The following is a 20,425-nucleotide window of genomic DNA, read 5'->3' on the forward strand; positions in this document are numbered from 1 at the left end:
CGCGACGCAGCTCGGGTTTCCGTTTTATGCATGTCGTTGTCCCAAAACCGCTGCGCACTTTTGGGCGACATGCACCAATCGCGCCGCGTTGCCGCAGCATCGAATTGCCGATTTTCGACCTGTCGCCGCCGTGATAGATACCTTTCCAAGGATTGCTTGAAGAGGCAGATGGCTTGAACCGCCGGGGGAGACGCTGGAGCATGCCGGTCGCGCTTGTCGCGGCCTATCTGCTGTTGCTCCAGTCGACGCTCGGCGCATTCGCCTTCGGCATCGGGCCGAATGCTGCGCAGCTCGATGCTTTCGGCAACGTCATCTGCACCCGCGACGGCGCCACCCAGCTTCCCGGCGGTGACCAGCACCCGTCGCATCTGCCGGCCTGCTGCACGCTTGGCTGCGGCATGTTCTCATCGGCCTTTGCGCCGCCGTCGGATGTCGGGCTGGCCCCGGGCAGCCTTTCGTTTGAAACGGTCGCCTTCGTCTTTCCGGCGAGCATTCATCTCGACTTTGCGCGCGAACGCTCGCCGTCGAACCCGCGCGCACCGCCGCTGGCGGCCTGAGCCTGCTTGCCGACCCGTGGAACCTTTCGCGGGCGCACCCATCCAAGGATCAAAACGGTTCGCAGCCGGCGACGGCGCGATCATCACTTCATGGAGCAACCATGTCCCATTTTTCCCCTGTAGCGGCGGGCCTTATGTTCAGCCGCATTCTGTTTCGTTTGCAGGAACGTCTCAGCGCTGTGGCGCTGGCTTTGGCTATCATGCTCGTCGGCGCCCAATCCGTCCTGGCGCATGAGTTCAAGGTCGGCGATCTCGAGATCGAGCATCCCTGGTCGCGCGCCACGCCGGCTGGCGCCAAGGTGGCGGGCGGTTATTTCACCATCGTCAACAAGGGCAGCACGGCGGACCGGCTGCTGTCGATTTCCTCCGATATTTCTGAAAAGGCCGAGCTGCATGAGATGGGCGTCAAGGATGGCGTCATGACCATGCGGCCGGTTTCCGGCGGCCTGGAGGTCCCCGCCGGCGGCAAGGTGGCGCTGGCGCCAGGCGGCTATCATTTGATGTTCGTCGGCCTGAAGCGGCAACCCAAGCAAGGCGAGAAATTTGCCGCCACGCTGACCTTCGAGAAGGCCGGCACGGTCGATGTCGAGTTCGCCGTCGAAGGCATGGGCGAGACGGGCGGCATGGACATGGACCACGACAATTGATCGCGCCGATCCGCAGATTTTGAAATCAGAGGGACCATCCATGAACAAGTATCTTTTGACGGCCGCAGCGCTTCTCGTGCTGGGGACGAATGCCGCCTTCGCCCACATCACGCTCGAAACCCAGGAAGCGGCCGTGGGCTCGACCTACAAGGCGGTGCTACGCGTGCCGCATGGCTGCGACGGCAAGGCGACGACCGCCGTGCGCGTGCAGATCCCGGAAGGGGTGATCGCGGTGAAGCCGATGCCGAAGCCAGGCTGGACGCTGCAGACCAAGAAGGGCAAATACGAAAAGTCCTACCAGCTCTATGGTCAGGGGGTGACCGACGGCGTCAAGGAGGTCGACTGGAGCGGCGGCAATCTGCCGGATGAATTCTACGACGAGTTCGTCTTCCGCGCGACGCTGACGGCGGATTTGCCGGTCGGCCAAAAACTCTATTTCCCTGTTGTACAGGAATGCGACGGCGCTGCCGACCGCTGGATCGAGATCCCGGCGGCAGGCCAGGATGAGGACGCGCTCGAGAACCCGGCACCCGGCGTCAAGCTGTTGCCGAAGAAGTAATCTTTTCTCGCGGCGCGCCCTGCTCGCAAGTGCGCGCCGCGTCCCAAGGCATGACATGAGCGCAGTATCTTCCCTGTTTATAGTCGCTTCGAGCGGCAGGTCGCTCGGCCGCATCGCCGGCTTGCTGCTGGCCTTGGCCATGGCGTTCATCGTCATGGCCTCGGCAAACCAGGCCTTTGCCCATGCCGCGCTGATCAAGACCGATCCGGCTGACGGCGCGGTGTTGGCGCAGGCTCCGGCGCAGTTCTCGCTGACATTCAGCGAGCCGGTTTCGCCACTGGTACTGACCTTGGTGAAGCCCGACGGCACGCCGGTTGCGCTGACATCCTTCCGCCTCAGCGACCAGACGGTTGAGATCGACAATCCGCAAGCCCTCAAATCCGGAACGCATGTGCTCAGCTGGCGCGTCATTTCCGCCGATGGCCATCCGGTCGGCGGTTCGCTGCTGTTTTCCATCGGCGCGCCAAGCGAACCGCCCGCCGTGTCCGAGGCCGTCGACTGGCCGCTGCGGTCGGCGATCTGGATCGGCAAGGTCTTTCTCTACATCGGACTGTTCCTCGGCGTCGGCGGCGCCTTCGCCCTTGCCTGGCTGGGCGGCGAGGGACGAGCCGGTCAGCGCTTCGTCACGGCGGCGATCCTGTGCGGGCTGGTCGCGACACCCTTGTCGCTCGGCTTTCAGGGTCTCGATGCGCTCGGAGCGCCGCTGTCTCATCTGGCACAGCCGGTGATCTGGCGGACCGGGCTCGGCACCAGTTTCGGCTGGACCGTGCTGGTCGCCCTGGTTTCGCTGGGGCTCGGTCTGTTGTCGCTGGCCGGACCGCGTGTCCTCGCTAAGCCGTTGGCGCTTGCCGGGCTTGCCGGCGTCGGCGTTGCGCTTGCCGCCAGCGGCCACGCCAGTGCCGCCGAGCCGCAATGGCTGACACGGCCCATGGTGTTCGCGCATGGCGTCGGCATCGCCTTCTGGGCCGGCGCCCTGGTGCCACTCGGTCTCGCGCTAAAACGCCAAACGGCGGGCGCCGTCGCTTTCCTGCGCCGCTTCTCCTCAGCGATCCTGCCTGTCGTGGCCGTGCTTGCCGCCGCCGGCATCGTACTCGCCGTCATCCAGGTGCAGACGCCTTCGGCACTGGTCGGCACCTCCTATGGCCGGCTGCTGCTGGTCAAACTCGCGCTGCTGGTCTTCCTGTTCACTCTGGCCGCCGTCAACCGCTGGAAACTCACCGCCTCGGCGGAGGCGGGATCGACTGAGGTGCAACGCAGGCTCACCCGCTCGATCGGCGTCGAAATGCTGATCGTGCTGGCGATTTTCGGTATTGCCGCCGGCTGGCGCTTCACGCCGCCGCCACGAGCCTTGGCGATCGCTGCGGCGCAACCGGTCTCGGTCCATATCCACGCTTTGCAGGCGATGGCCGATCTCAGCATCACCCCCGGCCATGCCGGCCCGGTCGCCGCCTCGATGATCATCATGACCGGCGATTTCGGGCCGCTCGACGCCAAGGAAGTGACGCTGGTGCTGTCGAAGCCCGATTCCGGCATCGAGCCGCTGAAGCGCGCGGCGACCAAGCCCGGCGATGGCAGCTGGCGTGTCGACAACCTCGTCATCCCGGTGCCCGGCCGCTGGACGGTGCGCATCGACATCCTGGTCTCGGACTTCGAGATGGTGAAGATCGGGGCGCCGGTGGACATCAGGCCGTAACCCGGGGATGTGATACCGTTGTCGAACGGGCTGCACGTGCCGCCTACAGCAACACAATTCGGCGAGGCGGTTGACGCAGCCCGAAAGGCCCGTCAATCATCGCCCAAAAATCGCGGGCTCCAACCAACAAGATCCGAAAGCAGGGAAGAAACGATGGAAAAAGCCGAAATCGGCCTGATCGGCCTTGGTACGATGGGCTCCAACCTGGCGCTCAATATCGCCGAGCACGGGCACCGCATCGCCGTCTTCAACCGCACAAAGGCGCGTACCGACGCTTTCGTCGAGAATGCCGGCGCGCTGAAAGACATGGTGGTGCCTTGCTACAGCCTGGAAGAACTCGCCGCCGCGATCAAGCCGCCGCGCCCGGTCATCATCATGGTTCTGGCAGGCAAGCCGGTCGATGAGCAGATCGAAGCCTTGCGCGGCGTGCTGTCGGCCAATGACATCATCATCGATGCCGGCAACGCCAATTTCCGCGACACGATGCGCCGTTTCTCCGAACTGTCCGGCTCGGGCCTGACCTTCATCGGCATGGGCGTGTCGGGCGGCGAGGAGGGCGCGCGTCACGGGCCGTCGATCATGGTCGGCGGCACGGAAGATAGCTGGAAGCGCGTCGAAAAAGTGCTGACCGCGATCTCCGCCAAATTCAAGGACGAGCCTTGCGCCGCCTGGCTCGGCACCGATGGCGCCGGCCATTTCGTCAAGACCATCCATAATGGCATCGAGTATGCCGACATGCAGATGATCGCCGAGATCTACGGCATCTTGCGTGACGGCCTCGGCATGGGGCCGAAGGAGATCGGTACGGTCTTTGAAAACTGGAACAAGGGCCGGCTCGATTCGTATCTGATCGAGATCACCGCCAAGGTTCTGGCATCAGACGATGCGAAGACCGGCAAGCCCGTGGTCGATATCATCCTCGACCGCGCCGGCCAGAAGGGCACCGGCAAATGGTCTGTCATCGAGGCGCAGCAGCTCGGCATTCCGGCGACAGCGATCGAGGCCGCGGTTGCTGCACGCGTGCTGTCCTCGATCAAGGACGAGCGCCAAGCGGCCGAAAAGGCCTATGGCAATATCGGCGTGACCAAGATCTCCGGTGACAAGGCGGCACTTCTGAAAGACCTGGAGCTGGCGCTGCTCGCCGGCAAGATCGCCGCCTATGCGCAAGGTTTCGCGGTGATGAGCGCCGCCTCGAAGGAGTTCAACTGGAACCTGCCGATGCCGACCATCGCCAAGATCTGGCGGGCCGGCTGCATCATCCGTTCGCAGATGCTCGACACGATGGCGGAAGCCTTCGGTTCCGGCGGCGCTGCCACCAACCTTTTGATGGCGCCTGCCTTCATCACCATGATGCAGGAGGCGCATCCGTCGCTGCGGCGCGTCGTGGCCAAGGCATCCGAAGCCGGCGCGCCGGTGCCGGCGCTGTCTTCGGCACTTGCCTATTTCGACAGCTATCGCCAGGGCCGCGGCACCTCGAACCTGATCCAGGCGCAGCGCGATTTCTTCGGCGCGCATGGCTTCGAACGCATCGGCGAGCAGGGCGCGTTCCACGGCCCGTGGGGTAGCGGCGCTGCGGGCTAAAGTTAGCCGCGATAGGGCAGAACCCCGCTCGGCTTGCTGAGACTTTGCAGCGAGCCGGGTGCCGCGCCGCCGATCCAGCCAAGCACTGACCGGGCGAGCTCGGAGCCGGCGAGGCGGAAGCTCTCATTGACGACGAACAGTTCGCGCCGGAACAGATGCAGAAATTCCGACGACTGTTTCGACACCACGTCGACGTCGCGGCCAAGCTCCAGCCCGGCATCCTCGATGCCGGCGACGATGGCGAGCGTCGAAGCGGCGGCGCTGCTGACGATGCCGTCCGGGCGGTCGTTGCGCCGCATCAACTGCGCGGTGCGCGTCCTGATCTGCTCGATCGACTGGTCGATGGTGACGGTGTTGAACGGCACCTCACTGACACCAACCTCGCTGAGCGCATCGGCAAAGCCGTTCACCGTGTGGCCGTGATAGGTCAGTCCGACGGGCGGCGCCAGCAAGGCAAGCCGCCGCCGGCCCATGCCGGCTAGATAGCGCGCGGCCTCGTTGGCGAAGGCGTAGTTGTCGAAGTCATGATAGGGATGCACCAGCCCCATATCGGTGCGGCCATGCGTGGCAAAGGGAATGCCGCGTTCCAACAGGTAACGGGCGCGGGCGTCGTCGGGCTGCGTGCGCGAGATGATGATGCCGTCGGCCGAACCCGTCTCCACCAGATAGCGCACGGGGTCCATGGGATCCTGCGAGCGCGAATAGGGCGTGACGATCAGATGGTAGGGCGTGTCGGCGATCACCGAGGTGACGCCGTAGATGATATCCGAGACGAAACTCATAAGCTCATGCTCGGTGTTCAAGACCAGCGAGATGACATTGGTCTTGCCGGTGCGCAGGCGCACACCGGCGCGATTGGGCCGATAGCCGATCTGCTTGGCGACGAGCTGGACGCGACGCCTGGTCTCGGCGCCGATCTCGGGAGCGTCCTTCAGGGCGCGCGATACAGTGGTGACGCCAAGCCCGGTCATGAAGGCAAGCGTCTTCAGCGTCGGCCGCCCTTGCGCCGACGTCTCGTCGTTTTTTTCCGTACGCCGTCTGTCCATTCGTCCCGCCCGTCAGGCGCATAGCAGCCGCAGGCCAGGTCGGCAATCGCCGCGATCTGCGGCGTGGCATGATTTCAGGCCCGGCGAGGCGTCAATAACCTGAAACGTTACAGATTGCCATCTCATGGGTCGATCGGTGAATAAAGCAGCAGACACGAGATCGTGAATTTCCCTAGGAATCCAAGGCGAAACATCGCCGGCACCGCCCTTTTGCCGGATTTTGCGAGCCGTTTGGCTGTTTTGCGCTGCGATAGCTCATATTGCGATGCACAACGGTATCCCTGCCGACGCATTTTGTTCGCGACTCGAAAAAATATCGGGCAGCCTTCAGGCCCAGGGTTGCGCCAACCCTGCAATTGCCGTATCGAAAATCTGTAACGTTTCAGATTCTGGGAGGAACCGAAATGCGATACAGAGTTTTGACCGCTGCGCTGGCTGCGACGGCCGCGCTGCAGTTTGCCTGCCCGGCCAATGCCGCGGACCTCGAAGTGATTCACTGGTGGACGTCGAAGGGCGAGTCGGCGGCGGTCTCGCAGTTCGCCAAGGCCCTCGACAATGACGGCCATGGCGACAAGTGGGTGGACAGCGCGATTGCCCTTGGCGAAACCGCGCGCTCGACCGTCATGCAGCGCGTGCTCGGCGGTGATCCTCCCGCTGCGGCTCAGTTCAATCCCGGACGGCAGTATGAGGAGCTGATTTCGGGCGGCAAACTGCTCGACCTCACCGACATCGCGACCGCCGGTAAATGGGATCAGGTCATCCGCCCGAAAGCGATCGGCAGCGCCTGTCTTGTTGACGGCCACTGGTGGTGCGTTCCGGTCAACATTCATTCGAATTACTGGGCCTGGTATTCCAAGCCGGTGTTCGCCAAAGCCGGGGTGCCGGAGCCGAAGAACCTGGCCGATTTCATCGCGGCCGCGCCGAAGATCAAGGAGGCCGGCCTCATTCCCTTCGCCATCGGCGGCGACGGCAATGGCTGGCAGATCCAGTTGCTGTTCCAGGACATGGTCACCGAGGCTCTCGGTGTCGCCAAGCGCGACGAGATGTATACCAAGAAGAGCGCTGAAATTGCCGGCGGCCCCGAGATGAAAGGCGTCTTCACGCAGTTGCGGACCCTGAAGCAGTTCACCGACAATGGCTACGCCAACCGCAACTGGAACGACACCACCAATCTGGTGATCACCGGCAAGGCCGGACTGCAGGTGATGGGCGACTGGGCGCGTGGCGAATTTGCGGCCGCCGGCATGACCGGTGTCAAGGATTTCGGCTGCATGATCGGCCTCAACGAGGCCAAGCCGGTGGTCAGCACCGACGGCGACATCATCGTCTTCTTCAAGCAGAACAATCCGGATGTCGAGGCAGCGCAGAAGCGTCTCGCAGCCCTGCTGATCAGCCCTGAGGTCCAGGTCGCTTTCAACAATGCCAAGGGTTCCATGCCCGTGCGCGGCGATGTCGACATGTCGACGGCCGACCCGTGCATGCAGAAGTCGCTGAAGGCGGTGGAAGACCCGGCCAACATCGTCACCGCGACGAACCGGTTCATTACCGAGAACACCAACCAGCAGCTCAACGAGCTCGTTGCGCAATTCTTCGCGGATGACTCCATGACGGCTGACGACGCCACCGCGAAATTCGCCACCATCATCGGAAATTCCGATTAGGAGCCGATCAGCACCTGGAGGCGCCGTCTCGGCGGCGCCCCCATCCCGCCTCGGCTCGCCAAGAAAGAAGCCTTTGGCGGGCTGACAATCGCGGGACCGGTGGTCCCTGAACCGGGCCGTGCGGAAGGCTGACTTTCGCATCGGCAGACGATCCCAGCGTGTCGGGAGAAGTGGAGAAAGACGGACGATGCGGAGGAGCTGGAGACACAGATTTCACCTGCCCGCCGTCATCGGCACGATACCGATGATCCTCGTTGCTGTCGGTGTCTTCGTGATCGGTATCGGCTTCTCGGTGCTCTGGTCCTTCACCAGCTCCAAGCTCTTCCCTAGCTATGATTTCGTCGGTCTGGCGCAGTACAGGCGGCTTTGGGCCGATAATCGCTGGCTCGTCTCGGTCAACAACATCTGGTTCTTTGGCCTGATGTCCATCGCCTGCAACATGGTGTTCGGCTATCTGCTTGCCGTTTTCATGGACCAGCGCATCCGCCAGGAAGACCTGTTCCGCTCTATCTTCCTCTATCCCTTCGCCATGTCGCTGATCGTCACCGGCCTTGTGTGGCAATGGGTGCTCGACCCCAATCTCGGCCTGCAGGCGGCAATGCGCAATCTGGGCTGGTCGAGCTTCAGCTTCGCCCCCCTGGTTGACGCCAACACCGCGATCTACGCGCTGGTGGTGGCTGGCATCTGGCAGGGCTCGGGTGTGACGATGGCGATCCTGCTTGCCGGCCTGCGCGGCGTTGACGAGGAGATCTGGAAAGCGGCGAGGGTCGACGGTATCCCGACATGGCGTACTCATGTTTCCATCGTGGCGCCAATGATGAAGGGTGCCTTCGCCACCGCCTTCGTTCTCCAATGTGTCGGTGTTGTGCGCGTCTATGACCTGGTCATTGCCATGACGGGCGGTGGTCCGGGAATCGCCACCTCCATGCCTGCGGTCTACGTCATCCAGCTCATCACAGTGCGCCAGAATGTCGGCCAGGGCATGGCCGCGGCAACGATGATGCTTCTGCCGGTACTGGTCGTGCTGGCGTTCAGCGGACTTGTGCTGTGGCGGCGAAAGCGTCGACAGGAGGCAGCCACATGACCGCCGCCCAGATCACTGTCCGGGACCCGTCGGATCAGGCCGGCGTTGTGCCCTTCGGGCCGAAACCGCGCGGGACATCGGCCGGCCGTATCGGCATCTACGCGTTCCTGATCGTTGCGGCTCTCTTCTTCCTGATCCCGGTCTACATCATGATCGTCACATCGCTGAAGGGGATGCCGGAGATCAGGCTGGGACATCTTTTCAACTTTCCGGTCGAGCCGACCTTCCAGCCCTGGGCTGATGCCTGGCTCCATGCCTGCACTGGCCGTGATTGCAACGGCCTCAGCCCTGGCTTCTACAATTCGGTGAAAATCACGGTGCCGAGCGTGATCATCTCGATCGTCTGCGCCTCGATCAATGGGTACGCGCTGACCTTCTGGCCCTACAAGGGTGCCAACCTGCTCTTCGGCTTGCTCGTGTTCGGCGCCTTCGTGCCGTACCAAGTCGTGATCTATCCCCTGATCATCGGATTGAGCTCGGTCGGGCTGTTTGCGACTCTTCCCGGCATCATCATCGTGCACACGATCTTCGGCATGCCGATCCTGACGCTGCTGTTTCGCAATTTCTACGCGGCACTTCCGGTCGAGCTGTTCAAGGCGGCGCGTGTCGACGGTGCGGGCTTCTGGCGCATCTTTTTCTCCATCATGCTGCCGATGTCGGTGCCGATCACCGTCGTCGCGATCATCCTGCAAGTCACCGGCATCTGGAACGATTTCCTGTTCGGCATCGTGTTTGCCGGCCGGTCCAACTGGCCGATGACGGTGCAGCTCAACAACATCGTCAACACCACGACCGGAGTGCGGGAGTACAATGTCAACATGGCGGCTACCATTTTGACGGCGGCGGTGCCCCTGATCATCTACTTCGTCTCCGGAAGATGGTTCGTGCGCGGCATCGCCGCCGGCGCGGTGAAAGGCTGATGGATATGGCTGAGAATGGTACCAGCGTATCGATCCAGGACCTGTCGCTGAACTTCGGTGCGGTGTCGGTGCTGAAGACGCTCAATCTCGATGTCGCCGAAGGCGAATTCATCGTGCTTTTGGGTCCCTCCGGCTGCGGCAAGTCCACCTTGCTCAACTGTGTCGCCGGCCTGCTCGATATCTCCGAGGGCCGCATCTTCATCAAAGGCAAGAACGTCACCTGGGAAGAGCCGAAGGACCGGGGCATCGGCATGGTGTTCCAGTCCTACGCGCTCTATCCGCAGATGACGGTGGAGAAAAACCTGTCCTTTGGACTGCGTGTGGCCGGGTTGCCCAAGGACGAAATCGCCAAACGGATCGCTCGCGCTTCGGAGATCCTGCAGATCGAACCGCTGCTGCAGCGCAAGCCGGCAGCCCTTTCCGGTGGCCAGCGTCAGCGCGTGGCGATCGGGCGTGCGCTGGTGCGCGATGTCGACGTTTTCCTGTTCGACGAGCCGCTGTCCAACCTCGACGCCAAATTGCGCTCGGAACTGCGCGTCGAGATCAAGCTGCTGCATCGCAAACTGCAGAACACCATGATCTACGTCACCCACGACCAGATCGAGGCCATGACCTTGGCCGACCGCATCGCGGTGATGAAGGGCGGCGTCATCCAGCAACTCGACGCGCCGCAGACCATCTACAATCGCCCGGTCAACCGCTTTGTCGCCGGCTTCCTTGGCTCGCCGGCGATGAATTTCATCGACGGCAGGCTGGAGAAGGACAAGGGCGACTGGCACTTCGCTGTCGAGGATGTGCGCATCCCGCTTGGCACCTATACCTTCGAGAAGGAACCGGTACCGGGGCCGGCCGTGTTCGGCATCCGCCCCGAGCACGTCGGCTTCAACAGCGGCACCGGCTGGCCTTTTACGGCTGATGCAACTGTCGAAGTCGTCGAGCCGATGGGCTCCGATACGCTGGTCTGGCTGAAGCTCGGCAAGCAGAATTTCACCGTCCGGGTGACGTCCGAGCGCACGCCGAAAAATGCGGACGCGGTGAGCATCGGCTTCGACCCGATGCGGGCCTCGCTCTTCGATGCCCAAACCGGCAGCCGCCTTTAATTTTCTCCCAAGGCCATCCCTCAACCCAACCATCCCCAAGCAGAACGGACAAAGACGATGAACTGGTCATTCCAACTTTACAGCGCCCGCAATTTCCTGCCCTGGACGGGCGTGCTCGCGACACTCGGCAAGCTCGGCTATACGCAAGTCGAAGGCTTTGGCGGCGTCTATGACGACCCCAAGGCCTTCCGCGCCGAACTCGACAAGAACGGCCTTGCCATGCCGACCGGGCACTTCTCCATCGACGCGCTGGAGAAGGATTTCGACGGCGTGCGCAAAACGGCCGAAGCGCTCGACATCAAGCTCTTGATCTGTCCGTATCTGTTGGCAGAGCAAAGGCCGACCGACGCGGCCGGCTGGCGTGGCTTCGGCGAGCGCCTGGCCAAGGTCGGTGAGGTGGCCGCGAAGGCCGGCTACGGCTTTGCCTGGCACAACCATGATTTCGAGTTCAAGGCGCTCGCCGACGGTTCCGTGCCGCAGGATCACATCTTGTCTTCCGCTCCCGGTATCGGCTGGGAGATGGACCTCGCCTGGGTGGTGCGCGGCGGCGCCGATCCGCTGCCCTGGATTGAAAAGCATGGCAAGCGCATCGTCGCGGTGCATGTCAAGGACATCGCCAAGCCAGGCGAAGGACTGGACGAGGATGGCTGGTCGGATGTCGGCCACGGCACCATCGACTGGGCCGGATTGATCAAGCTGTTGCGGGCCAAGAGCGCGACAAAATACTTTGTCATGGAACAGGACAACCCCAACGACATCGAGCGCTTCGCCCGCCGCTCGATCGCATCCGTCAAGAGCTACTAGGAACGATCACCATGGCAAAGAAACTGGGTATAGGCGTCATCGGTTGCGGCAACATCTCGAAGGCGTATTTTTCGCTGGCGCCGCTGTTTCGCGGCATCGAGATGCGCGCTTGCGCCGACATCAACATGGACGCGGCGAAAGCACGGGCGAAGGAATTCAAGCTGCGTGCCGAGACCGTCGAGGACCTGCTCAAGGCCGCCGACATCGACATCATCGTCAACCTAACGATACCGGCGGTGCACTACGAGGTGTCGAAGCAGGTGCTCGACGCCGGCAAGCACGTCTATTCGGAAAAGCCCTTCGTGCTGTCGCTGAAAGAGGGCCAGGACCTCAAGGCGCGGGCGGAAAAGAAGGGGCTGCGCATCGGCTCGGCGCCCGACACCTTCCTCGGCGGCGCGCACCAGCTGGTGCGTGAACTGATCGATGAGGGCAAGCTCGGCAAGATCACCAGCGGTACCTGCCATGTCATGGGTCACGGCATGGAACACTGGCACCCCAATCCGGATTTCTTCTTCCAGCCGGGCGCCGGGCCGGTGCTCGACATCGGGCCGTACTACATCACCAACCTGATCCAGCTGATCGGACCGGTGAAGCAGGTGGCGGCCTTTACGACAACGCCGGCCAAGGAGCGGACGATTTCATCGAAGCCGCGCGCGGGTGAAAAGATTCCGGTCAACACGCCGACCACCATTCATGCCGTTCTGGAATTCGAGAATGGTGCCGTGGTGACGCTGAACACCAGCTGGGATGTCTGGGCTCACGGCCATGCGCCAATGGAACTCTATGGCGAGGCCGGCACGGTGTTCGTGCCGGATCCGAATTTCTTCGGCGGCGAGGTGCGCATCACCGAGGAGGGCAAGCCGGTCAAGAAGCTGCCGAAGTGGAAGCACCCGCTTGGGGTGCCGAACGAAATGCACGGTCAGGGCATGATGGCCAATTACCGCACCTCAGGCCTTGCCGATATGGCGCTGGCGATTGTCGAGGGGCGGCCGCATCGCTGTTCAATGGAACTGGCGCTGCATGCCGTCGATGTCATGACGGGCATCCTGCGTTCCGGCGAGACCGGTAAGTTCGTTGCCATACAGACCACTTGCGAGCGCCCGGCGGCGCTTGGCGTCAAGGCTGCCAAGGAGCTGCTGGCCAAGAAAAAGTAGGTCGCCGGGATTATCGATAATTTTGATTTGCCCCTCTCCCCGTTCTCGTGGGGAGAGGGTAAAGGGTAGGGCGCTGGCCGGCTTGCCGCTGTTGCAATGGAGCTGGCGGTCTGTTCAGATTTCGAGGATTTTTCCCATGCCCTATGTCGCCGCCGAAAATCGCTATGAAAAAATGATCTACAACCGTTGTGGGCGGTCCGGCCTCAAATTGCCGGCGATCTCACTCGGGCTGTGGCACAATTTCGGCAATGACACGCCGCACAAGACCAAGCAGGCGATCGTGCGCAAGGCTTTCGATCTCGGCATCACGCATTTCGACCTCGCCAACAATTACGGTCCGCCGCCCGGTTCGGCCGAGACGGCTTTCGGCGAAATCCTGCGCACCGATTTCGCCGCCTATCGTGACGAGCTGATCATCTCGAGCAAGGCCGGCTATGAGATGTGGGCCGGCCCCTACGGCGAATGGGGCAGCCGCAAATACGTGCTGGCCAGCCTCGATCAGAGCCTGAAGCGGATGGGCCTCGACTATGTCGACATCTTCTATTCACACCGCTTCGACCCCGACACGCCGCTCGAAGAAACCATGGGCGCGCTCGACCATGCGGTGCGCTCGGGCAAAGCGCTCTATGCCGGCATCTCGTCCTACAATTCGCAGCGCACCCGCGAAGCCGCCGACATATTGAAGCAGCTCGGCACGCCGTGCATCATCCACCAGCCGAGCTATTCGATGCTCAACCGCTGGGTCGAGGAAGATGGCCTGCTCGACACGCTGGAAGGGTTGGGCGTCGGCTCGATCGTGTTCTCGCCGCTGGCGCAAGGCATGCTGACCGACAAATATCTCGGCGGCATCCCCGAAGGCAGCCGCGCCTCGCAAGGCAAATCGCTGCGCCCGGCCTTCATCAATGACAACACTGTCGCCAACATCCAGGCGCTGAACGCGATCGCCGGCAAGCGCGGCCAGACGCTGGCGCAGATGGCGCTGGCCTGGGTGCTGCGCAAGGGCAAGGTGACGTCGGCATTGATCGGCGCCAGCCGGCCGGAGCAGGTCGAGGATTGCGTCGGCGCGCTGAATGTTCTTGATTTCAGTGATGCCGAACTGGCGGAAATCGATACTTACGCGCGCGAGTCCGACATCAATCTGTGGGCAGCTTCGGCCGAGCGCAAAGGCCCGCCGAGGAAGTAAAATTTCGCGGACAAGCCGGCAAACAAAAACGGCGGGATTCTCTCCCGCCGTTTTCATGGCAAAGCAATCGTTCAGCCTCAGGGCGTCTTCGGCTTCTGGGCGGTGCCGAGTCCGACCTTGGGCTTTTCCGGCGCGGGCGCAGGGGTCTTCATCTTCGCCTCCACCCAACCGGTATAGTTGGCCAGCCGCGTGTAGATGCCATAGGCATCCTTGTGGCCGCAGGCTGCAGTGCCGTCCGCCGGGCCTTCGCCCCAGCTGACGATGCCGACCTGGACCGGGCCGTTGGCGCCGGTCATGAACAGTGGGCCGCCGCTGTCGCCATTGCAGGCATCGCGCGCGCCGCTGGTGGTGCCGGCGCAGATCATGTTGTTGGTCAGCGGATCGTTCATGTCGGCGGCGATCGCGTTGGCCGCCGCATCGATGCCCTTTTCCGAGTAGCGCATACGGTGGGACAAATCGCCGAGCGCTGCCTTCAAATCATGCGCATAGATGGCCTTGATACCGGTGTTGCAGGCCTTGTTTGGCTCCAGGTCCAGGTCGGCAACCATCAGCGTGGTCGGGAACGTCCCATCCTGCATCTTGCCCCAGCCGGTGACGGTCGTCTTGCCGGTGTCGGGGGTCGCCTCATGGGTGAGCTTGATGGTTGGTGCATCGGCTGAGTCTTCGAGCCTGAGCAGGCCGAGGTCATTGTCGAGCGTCTGCTCGCTGTAACCCTCGTTGACGATCACCTGCAACACTTTGTGGCGCTTGCCTTCGCTGAGTTCAGTGGCTCCGGTCAGCACGGTGACGGCGTCAGGCGAGATCGGCTTGCCCTTGTCGTTGAGGCAGTGCGCCGCCGTCAGCACCCAGTTCGGTGCGATCAGGCTGCCACCGCAGAATTGTGCGTTGGCCTGCGAGGCCGGGTTCTGATCCAGCCTGCTGGTGGTAAGCAAAGCGACCTGGAACGGATAGGCGCCCTTTTCGGCCTGGTTGCCGCCATAGACGCGATCGGTACCGTCTGGGTTCTCAGCCGCTGCCTTGGCCCTGGCATCGTTTACCCGCTGCATCGGCGAGACCACCGCTTCAGGCCTGACGGTGCTTTCATCCGCCCGGCCGGTGTTGATTGATGTGATGACAGCGGCGACGCCAAGCAGCGAAGCGGCAACCATTGGCCCGAACCGACTTGTGATGTGCACCTGAAACCTCCTGAGAATTCTCCCGCGCGGATCGACCCCAGGCATTGTGCAAGGAGGAGTGCCGGTCCGGCGACCCAGATGCGTGCCGTATCGAAACGGCGCGCGACCAGTCACAAAACCGAATCCCACTTTTGCTAACCGTGCCCGCGAGCAGAACCCGCACAAAATCCTATAGCCCCCCGCGGGCTACGTGGAAGCAATTTGTCATTGCCAATGTTGGATTATTTTAGGCAGTATACCGTTGCGGAACTTTTTTGGCGGGGGCCTTGAAAATGAGCGCCCAGATCAACGGTCGAAGGAATGCCGGTAAGCAAACTGATTTTTTCGCATCACCACGATCTCGACAATATTTCTGTATTTGGATCCAGTCCTTGCTGACTTTTGGGAGAGTCTCACCATGACAAAACTGACTAACACCATCATAGCGTCCGCATTGCTTTCCACCGCAATGTGGGTTGTTCCAGCTTTCGCCGCCGACCCCGGCTCCGCCAATGGCGGCAATGGCGAAAGCATGCGGGACGTATCTTCAGGCGACTTCAAGGCGGGTCGGGCAAAACCAATCACGACACCGAAGCTGACTGACGAAGACAGCCGCGCCGCGCCACTCACCGACGAGAAGACGGCTGTCAAATCCTATGGCATCGTCGGACGTTCCGCCGATGGCAAAGTGATCAAGATCGAGCCGAGCGAAGCTCTGCGCGAGATCATCATCAAGGAACTGAACGCGCCGGCCAATGGAACTGAAGGCGGCCCGCGCAAGACCGAGGATCCAGGGCTTGGCGAAGGGGAAGCCGGCCGTCAGGTTTTCGGCACCGACGATCGCGAGCAGGTCAAGAACACCAAGACCTATCCGTTCTCGGCAATCGGCTATCTCGAAGCCAAGTCGAAGACCGGCTATGGTAGCTGCTCGGCAACGCTGATCGGCCCGCGCACCGTGCTCACCGCTGCACACTGCCTCTACAGCCATGAGGACAAGGACTGGCTCTCAGATTATCTGTTCGTGCCGGGCCTCAACGGCAGCACCAAGGACGACGCGCCGTTCGGGGCTTTCGATTATGAAAGCGCCTATGTGCTGCAGGGCTTCATCGACAACTACCAGGGCTATTATGGTTCTGTGATCCCGTGGGATCTCGGCATCATCACGCTGAAGCAGGATGTCGGCACCAACCTCGGCTGGCTGGGCTATGCCAACTATGACGATCTTGGCGACTTCACCGCCAATCTCGTCGGCTATCCCGGCGACAAGCCGATGGGCACGATGTGGAAGGCAAGCTGCGAAGTGAAAGCCGAAAACATCGCACCGGAATATTTCCAGTATGACTGCGATACGTTCCCGGGGTCGAGCGGCAGCGCGGTCTACGCCTACGACAACAACTCCAAGCAGCGCATCATTACCGGTGTCAACGTGGCGGAGAGCCCCGAGGCGAATACGGCCGTGCGCCTGAACGCCGCCAACATCCAATGGATCAACAGCCTCTATAAATAAGCGGGCTGGGTTGCAGTGACTGCGGAGGCGGCGGGTCAATCCCGCCGCCTTTTTCATGCCAATGCTTCCTGCGCGGCTTCCCTTGCACGAGGCCGGCTCGCCGCTCAAGCATTCGCCGTTTCAGGGAAACGGCGAATGCTCTATCTCCTTGTTTTGACGCAATTCTCAAGGGAAAGCGCTACGCGCTCTTCCCGGGGAAAACCGCTCACACTTTTCCTGGAATTGCTCTAGGCTCGACTTGCCAAGGGGTTGAGGCATCCAAAGGGGCTTTTGGGATGGCGCGGGCAAGGGCAATTCTGGGGATCGCGGCGGTATCGATGCTGGGTGCGTTGATGCTTTCGCCGGCTTTCGCGGATCAGTCCACGCCGCCCGCCGGCGCCTGGACGGAGCGCGTGCAGATTCTCTACCAGGCGGACACACGCTCCGTGCTGCGAAGAACCGTGCGGGTATGGGATTTTCATCCGGAGAGGAACCTGGACTTCGTCTGGGAACCAGCGGCGGGCCAGTCGCCCGACAGGACCATCGCAGGGGACGGTACCATCAACGGCAAGGGCAGGCTGGTATGGCGGGTACGCGGCTCGGCGAGCTATGACCCGAAGACCGTCTATTCCAGCTACTTTGGCGATGTCAGGAACGGCCGGCCTGATGGGCAAGGCCGGCTCGAGCTACGCTCGGGCGAGGTGTTCGACGGCAATTGGCTGGCCGGAGAGCTCAACGGCAAGGGCATCCATATTGATGCCGACGGCAACCGCTATGAAGGCCAGTTCGTCGCCGGCATTCCGAATGGCGAAGGCAGGTTGCTGTCGAAAACCGGTGAGATCTTTGCCGGCTCTTTTGTCGATGGGCTGAAGAACGGTAAGGGCCAAACCCGGCTTGCCGGCGGCACGGTCTATCAATCGCAATGGGTGATGGGCAAGGAAGTCGGCGGCTCGCGCCCGGACGTGCTGGCCGATGCCAGGGTCGGCGGCCTGCTCAAGGCGCAGGCCGGCGGCGGCGACGCCAACAAGGTCGAGATCGGCGTGGTGGTCGATCAGCGCATGACGCAGCAGACTGACTTGAAATATCAGCACCTGGTGCGCGACGAAGACGTTGCGATCTATCCGGAGGATAATCTATACAACGATGCCTGGAACGGCACCGGGCAGGTCAACACCACCAATGTCTATGAAGGCCAGGACTGGGAGAACACACCGGCCTTTGCCGAGGTCGACCTGAAGACGACGGACGAGTCCAAGGTCAAGCTCGACAGCCTGGAAATGAAGGTTGCCGCCAGCGACGCCTATCGCAAGCCGATGCTGTCCATCTCCGAGCATTTCGGTTGCATAGGCTTCCGGCCGGATTTCACGATCGTCAACAATGGCTGGGGCGACGCCAAGGACATGAAGATGTCGATCCAGTTCACCACGGTGGACGAGGACGGCAAGCCGACGGGCCAGGCAAGCCGCATGTTCACCAAGGATATCGGCGATTTCGGCGAGGGCGTCGATGTGTCGATCAAAAGCGTGCTCGACGAAGCCGGCGTCGATACGGCGAGCCTGGAGACCGGGCGCTTTCCCTGTCCCTCGGTCGACAGTCTCAATGTCTGCCGCAGCCAGCTCACCAACAAGATCAATTTCGGAGAGGTCGGCGATTATCTCGGCAATTTCAACCAGGCGATGACGCTGAACGCGATCGGCAAGTTCGACTATTCATGGGCTGACGATCAGGGCCATGTCTACCAGCAGAGCGAGCCGTTTCGCGCCCAGATGACCATGGCCGTCTTCGAGGTTCCCGAATCGATGGCCGAATGCGGCGATGGCGGTGGCGGCAGCCCGGAAGCGATGCGCTACCAGAACATCGAATTCCCGATCGGCAAGCACGACTACACTTTTCCCATGCCGGTGCGTGGCAACAAGAACGTCAGCGCCTATACGGCACGGCTGAAGATGTGGTCGTCGATGTCGTCGATCCACAGTTTCAGCATCGCTGCACACTTCGCCGACGGCAGCGTGCGCGAGAGCAAGCCCGTGACCTTCTTCTACTTCCGGCCGAAGCAATCGCTGTTCGAAACCAAGACCGAACCAGCTGCCTGCTATCTGCCGCGCCAGATGGCTGGCTGCGGATAGTTATTTGCGGCCCATCTCGAAATAGTTGGGTAGCGGGATCAGCCTGGTGAAGATCGTGCCCTGGGCGAAGACGCGCAATTCCAGCATCGATCCTGAGGAGCGCTCCGCGCTCTGGTCGAACAGGAAATTGCCGAGCGAATAGACCTCCGCCACATCGCCGCCGGCAAGCGGCACGATCGCCTCGCTCGACACATGCGGATGGCCGCCGACAATGGCCGAGACGCCACGCAGCCGCATCTCATCGGCAAGCATCTCTTCGCGCGCCGAGGGTTCGGTCTTGTACTCGCGGCCCCAATGGACGAAGGCGACGACCGGCCGCTGCGCGTTTTCATGCAGCAGCCGGTCGAGTAAGGCAGGGGTCAACAGGTCGGTGTTCTTGGAGCCGTTGGTGTCGATATCGGTCAGGCCGACAAGGTCGAGATCGGCCAGCGCCAGCGTCTCGCCCTGGCCGAAATGCGGGATGCCGGCCTCGTCCAGCGCGCGCAGCGTCTCGGCATAACCAGACGGGCCGAGATCGTAAGCATGATTGTTGGCAAGGCTGACGCCTGCGACATGCAGCCGCTTCAGCAGGCTGGCAGCAAGATCTTCGGGCATTGCCAGCGTCATGTCGTCGATCGCTTCCGGCACGTTGGGCAGGATGACGCCTTCGAGATTGACGATCAGCGGCCGCGATCCGGTCAGCGACAGGATGCTGTCGACGATCCTGTCGGCAATGCCGTCACGGACCAGGATTCTCTTCATGGCGCGGCCGAAATTCACGTCGCCGGCGAGATAGTAGACCCGATCCTTTGGCCGCGCCGGATTGTTGAAGCCAGGACCGAAGGCGCCGAACAGCGCCACCACATAGCTGGTTGTCCGCTCGACATAATCCGATGTGTGTTCCTGCGAGTTCTCGTTGGCGACGACCAGCGGCTGGGCGCCGAACAATTCGCGCTGCAGCCTGGTCTGGATGTAGAGCGCGCCGACGGAATCGGCATGATCGGGCTGGCGCAGCGCTGCAATGCCGTCGAGCGAGCCGGCGGCCAGCATGTTCAGGGACTGCTGGTCGAAGCGCCTGGAATCATGCTGCGGCAGATAGTGCGAAAAGTCGGTGGATTCGACGATCAGCGTGTCCTGGTCGACGATTGCCTTAAGCGCGTCGGCCAGCCTGTCCCAGTCGGCGCGCTTCGCCTTCACCGACATCGCTATCGGCACAATCTTCGCCTGGGGGAAATAATGGTGCAGGAACGGCAGCATGGCACGCACGCCATGCTCCTTGTCGAACAGGCAGGAGTCCTCGACCATGTCGCCATTCTTCTCCAGAAGGCGCACCGCATCGGTGTCGGCAGCCACCGAGCCAAGCACGGTGTCGAAGCCGCGCACCGTGGTGGCGTAGAGCTTGTGCGTCTTGTGGAAATGGTCCGGCGACAGGATGACGATGCGCTTGTAGTGGAAGCCGGACGCGGCCCTGAAGCCGAGTGCCACGAGGTCGGCGGCCAGGAGATGATGCGGCACCGTGATGCCGGTCAGCCGCTGGTTGGATGGCTGGACGTTTGCGACGTTGGTGATGGCGTCCTTGAACAAGGTGGCGTCGTCGTAGAAAGGCGGAAAATTTTCGGTGCCGGGCGGGCAGACGACAGGGGCGGCCTGCACCGCGGCGGCAGCGATCAGGGAAAACACGATGATTGCCA

Annotated in this window: 17 protein-coding genes; 14 read left to right on the forward strand and 3 right to left on the reverse strand. The window is 62.2% G+C overall.

Going from position 1 to position 20,425, the window contains the following annotated elements:
• The first annotated feature begins 200 nt into the window (after positions 1-200).
• The 5 genes from EB235_RS10075 (at position 201) to gndA (ending at position 5,037) form a co-directional block, all read left to right on the forward strand.
• Complete coding sequence (locus EB235_RS10075; RefSeq protein ID WP_027031124.1) at positions 201-557, forward strand: DUF2946 family protein; 357 nt, start codon at positions 201-203, stop codon at positions 555-557.
• A gap of 101 nt (positions 558-658) precedes the next feature.
• Entirely contained in the window at positions 659-1,204 is a 546-nt protein-coding gene (locus EB235_RS10080; RefSeq protein WP_027031123.1) for a copper chaperone PCu(A)C, read from the forward strand.
• Between the two features lie 40 nt (positions 1,205-1,244).
• Complete coding sequence (locus EB235_RS10085) at positions 1,245-1,763, forward strand: YcnI family copper-binding membrane protein (protein ID WP_027031122.1); 519 nt, start codon at positions 1,245-1,247, stop codon at positions 1,761-1,763.
• 55 nt (positions 1,764-1,818) lie between these two features.
• Positions 1,819-3,456 (forward strand): copper resistance CopC/CopD family protein, encoded by a 1,638-nt coding sequence (locus EB235_RS10090; RefSeq protein WP_032925568.1) that lies wholly within the window; start codon positions 1,819-1,821, stop codon positions 3,454-3,456.
• A 153-nt stretch (positions 3,457-3,609) separates the two neighbouring features.
• On the forward strand, positions 3,610-5,037 hold the full coding sequence (gene gndA, locus EB235_RS10095; protein WP_027031120.1) for an NADP-dependent phosphogluconate dehydrogenase: 1,428 nt from the start codon (positions 3,610-3,612) through the stop codon (positions 5,035-5,037).
• A gap of 2 nt (positions 5,038-5,039) precedes the next feature.
• Here gndA and EB235_RS10100 read toward each other — a convergent pair whose 3' ends face one another.
• On the reverse strand, positions 5,040-6,083 hold the full coding sequence (locus EB235_RS10100; protein WP_027031119.1) for a LacI family transcriptional regulator: 1,044 nt from the start codon (positions 6,081-6,083) through the stop codon (positions 5,040-5,042).
• A 404-nt stretch (positions 6,084-6,487) separates the two neighbouring features.
• Between EB235_RS10100 and EB235_RS10105 the strand changes: the two genes are divergently transcribed.
• The 7 genes from EB235_RS10105 to mgrA all read left to right on the forward strand — a co-directional run bounded on the left by EB235_RS10105 (position 6,488) and on the right by mgrA (position 13,989).
• Positions 6,488-7,744, forward strand: a complete 1,257-nt coding sequence (locus EB235_RS10105) for an ABC transporter substrate-binding protein (protein WP_027031118.1) — start codon at positions 6,488-6,490, stop codon at positions 7,742-7,744.
• A 187-nt stretch (positions 7,745-7,931) separates the two neighbouring features.
• On the forward strand, positions 7,932-8,828 hold the full coding sequence (locus EB235_RS10110) for a carbohydrate ABC transporter permease (RefSeq protein WP_027031117.1): 897 nt from the start codon (positions 7,932-7,934) through the stop codon (positions 8,826-8,828).
• Positions 8,825-9,748, forward strand: a complete 924-nt coding sequence (locus tag EB235_RS10115; RefSeq protein ID WP_027031116.1) for a carbohydrate ABC transporter permease — start codon at positions 8,825-8,827, stop codon at positions 9,746-9,748. Before EB235_RS10110 ends, EB235_RS10115 begins: the two co-directional genes overlap by 4 nt.
• Positions 9,748-10,848, forward strand: a complete 1,101-nt coding sequence (locus tag EB235_RS10120; protein ID WP_027031115.1) for an ABC transporter ATP-binding protein — start codon at positions 9,748-9,750, stop codon at positions 10,846-10,848. The genes EB235_RS10115 and EB235_RS10120 overlap by 1 nt, the downstream gene beginning before the upstream one ends.
• A 57-nt stretch (positions 10,849-10,905) precedes the next feature.
• Positions 10,906-11,652, forward strand: coding sequence for a sugar phosphate isomerase/epimerase family protein (locus EB235_RS10125; protein ID WP_027031114.1), 747 nt, complete (start codon positions 10,906-10,908; stop codon positions 11,650-11,652).
• Positions 11,653-11,663: 11 nt separating this feature from the next.
• Positions 11,664-12,806, forward strand: a complete 1,143-nt coding sequence (locus EB235_RS10130) for a Gfo/Idh/MocA family protein (RefSeq protein WP_027031113.1) — start codon at positions 11,664-11,666, stop codon at positions 12,804-12,806.
• A gap of 136 nt (positions 12,807-12,942) precedes the next feature.
• Entirely contained in the window at positions 12,943-13,989 is a 1,047-nt protein-coding gene (mgrA, locus tag EB235_RS10135) for an L-glyceraldehyde 3-phosphate reductase (protein ID WP_027031112.1), read from the forward strand.
• 77 nt (positions 13,990-14,066) lie between these two features.
• Here mgrA and EB235_RS10140 read toward each other — a convergent pair whose 3' ends face one another.
• On the reverse strand, positions 14,067-15,164 hold the full coding sequence (locus EB235_RS10140) for a S1 family serine peptidase (protein WP_027031111.1): 1,098 nt from the start codon (positions 15,162-15,164) through the stop codon (positions 14,067-14,069).
• A 397-nt stretch (positions 15,165-15,561) separates the two neighbouring features.
• Here EB235_RS10140 and EB235_RS10145 point away from each other — a divergent pair, with 397 nt between their 5' ends.
• Both EB235_RS10145 and EB235_RS10150 read left to right on the forward strand, forming a co-directional pair.
• A complete protein-coding gene (locus tag EB235_RS10145; protein ID WP_027031110.1) occupies positions 15,562-16,650 on the forward strand; it encodes a trypsin-like serine peptidase in 1,089 nt (362 codons plus the stop codon).
• A 275-nt stretch (positions 16,651-16,925) separates the two neighbouring features.
• Positions 16,926-18,755, forward strand: coding sequence for an MORN repeat-containing protein (locus EB235_RS10150; RefSeq protein WP_027031109.1), 1,830 nt, complete (start codon positions 16,926-16,928; stop codon positions 18,753-18,755).
• Here EB235_RS10150 and amrB read toward each other — a convergent pair whose 3' ends face one another.
• Positions 18,756-20,414, reverse strand: coding sequence for an AmmeMemoRadiSam system protein B (gene amrB, locus EB235_RS10155; protein ID WP_245268838.1), 1,659 nt, complete (start codon positions 20,412-20,414; stop codon positions 18,756-18,758).
• Between the last annotated feature and the right edge of the window lie 11 nt (positions 20,415-20,425).

Source organism: Mesorhizobium loti R88b (assembly GCF_013170845.1).
GTDB lineage: Bacteria > Pseudomonadota > Alphaproteobacteria > Rhizobiales > Rhizobiaceae > Mesorhizobium > Mesorhizobium loti_B.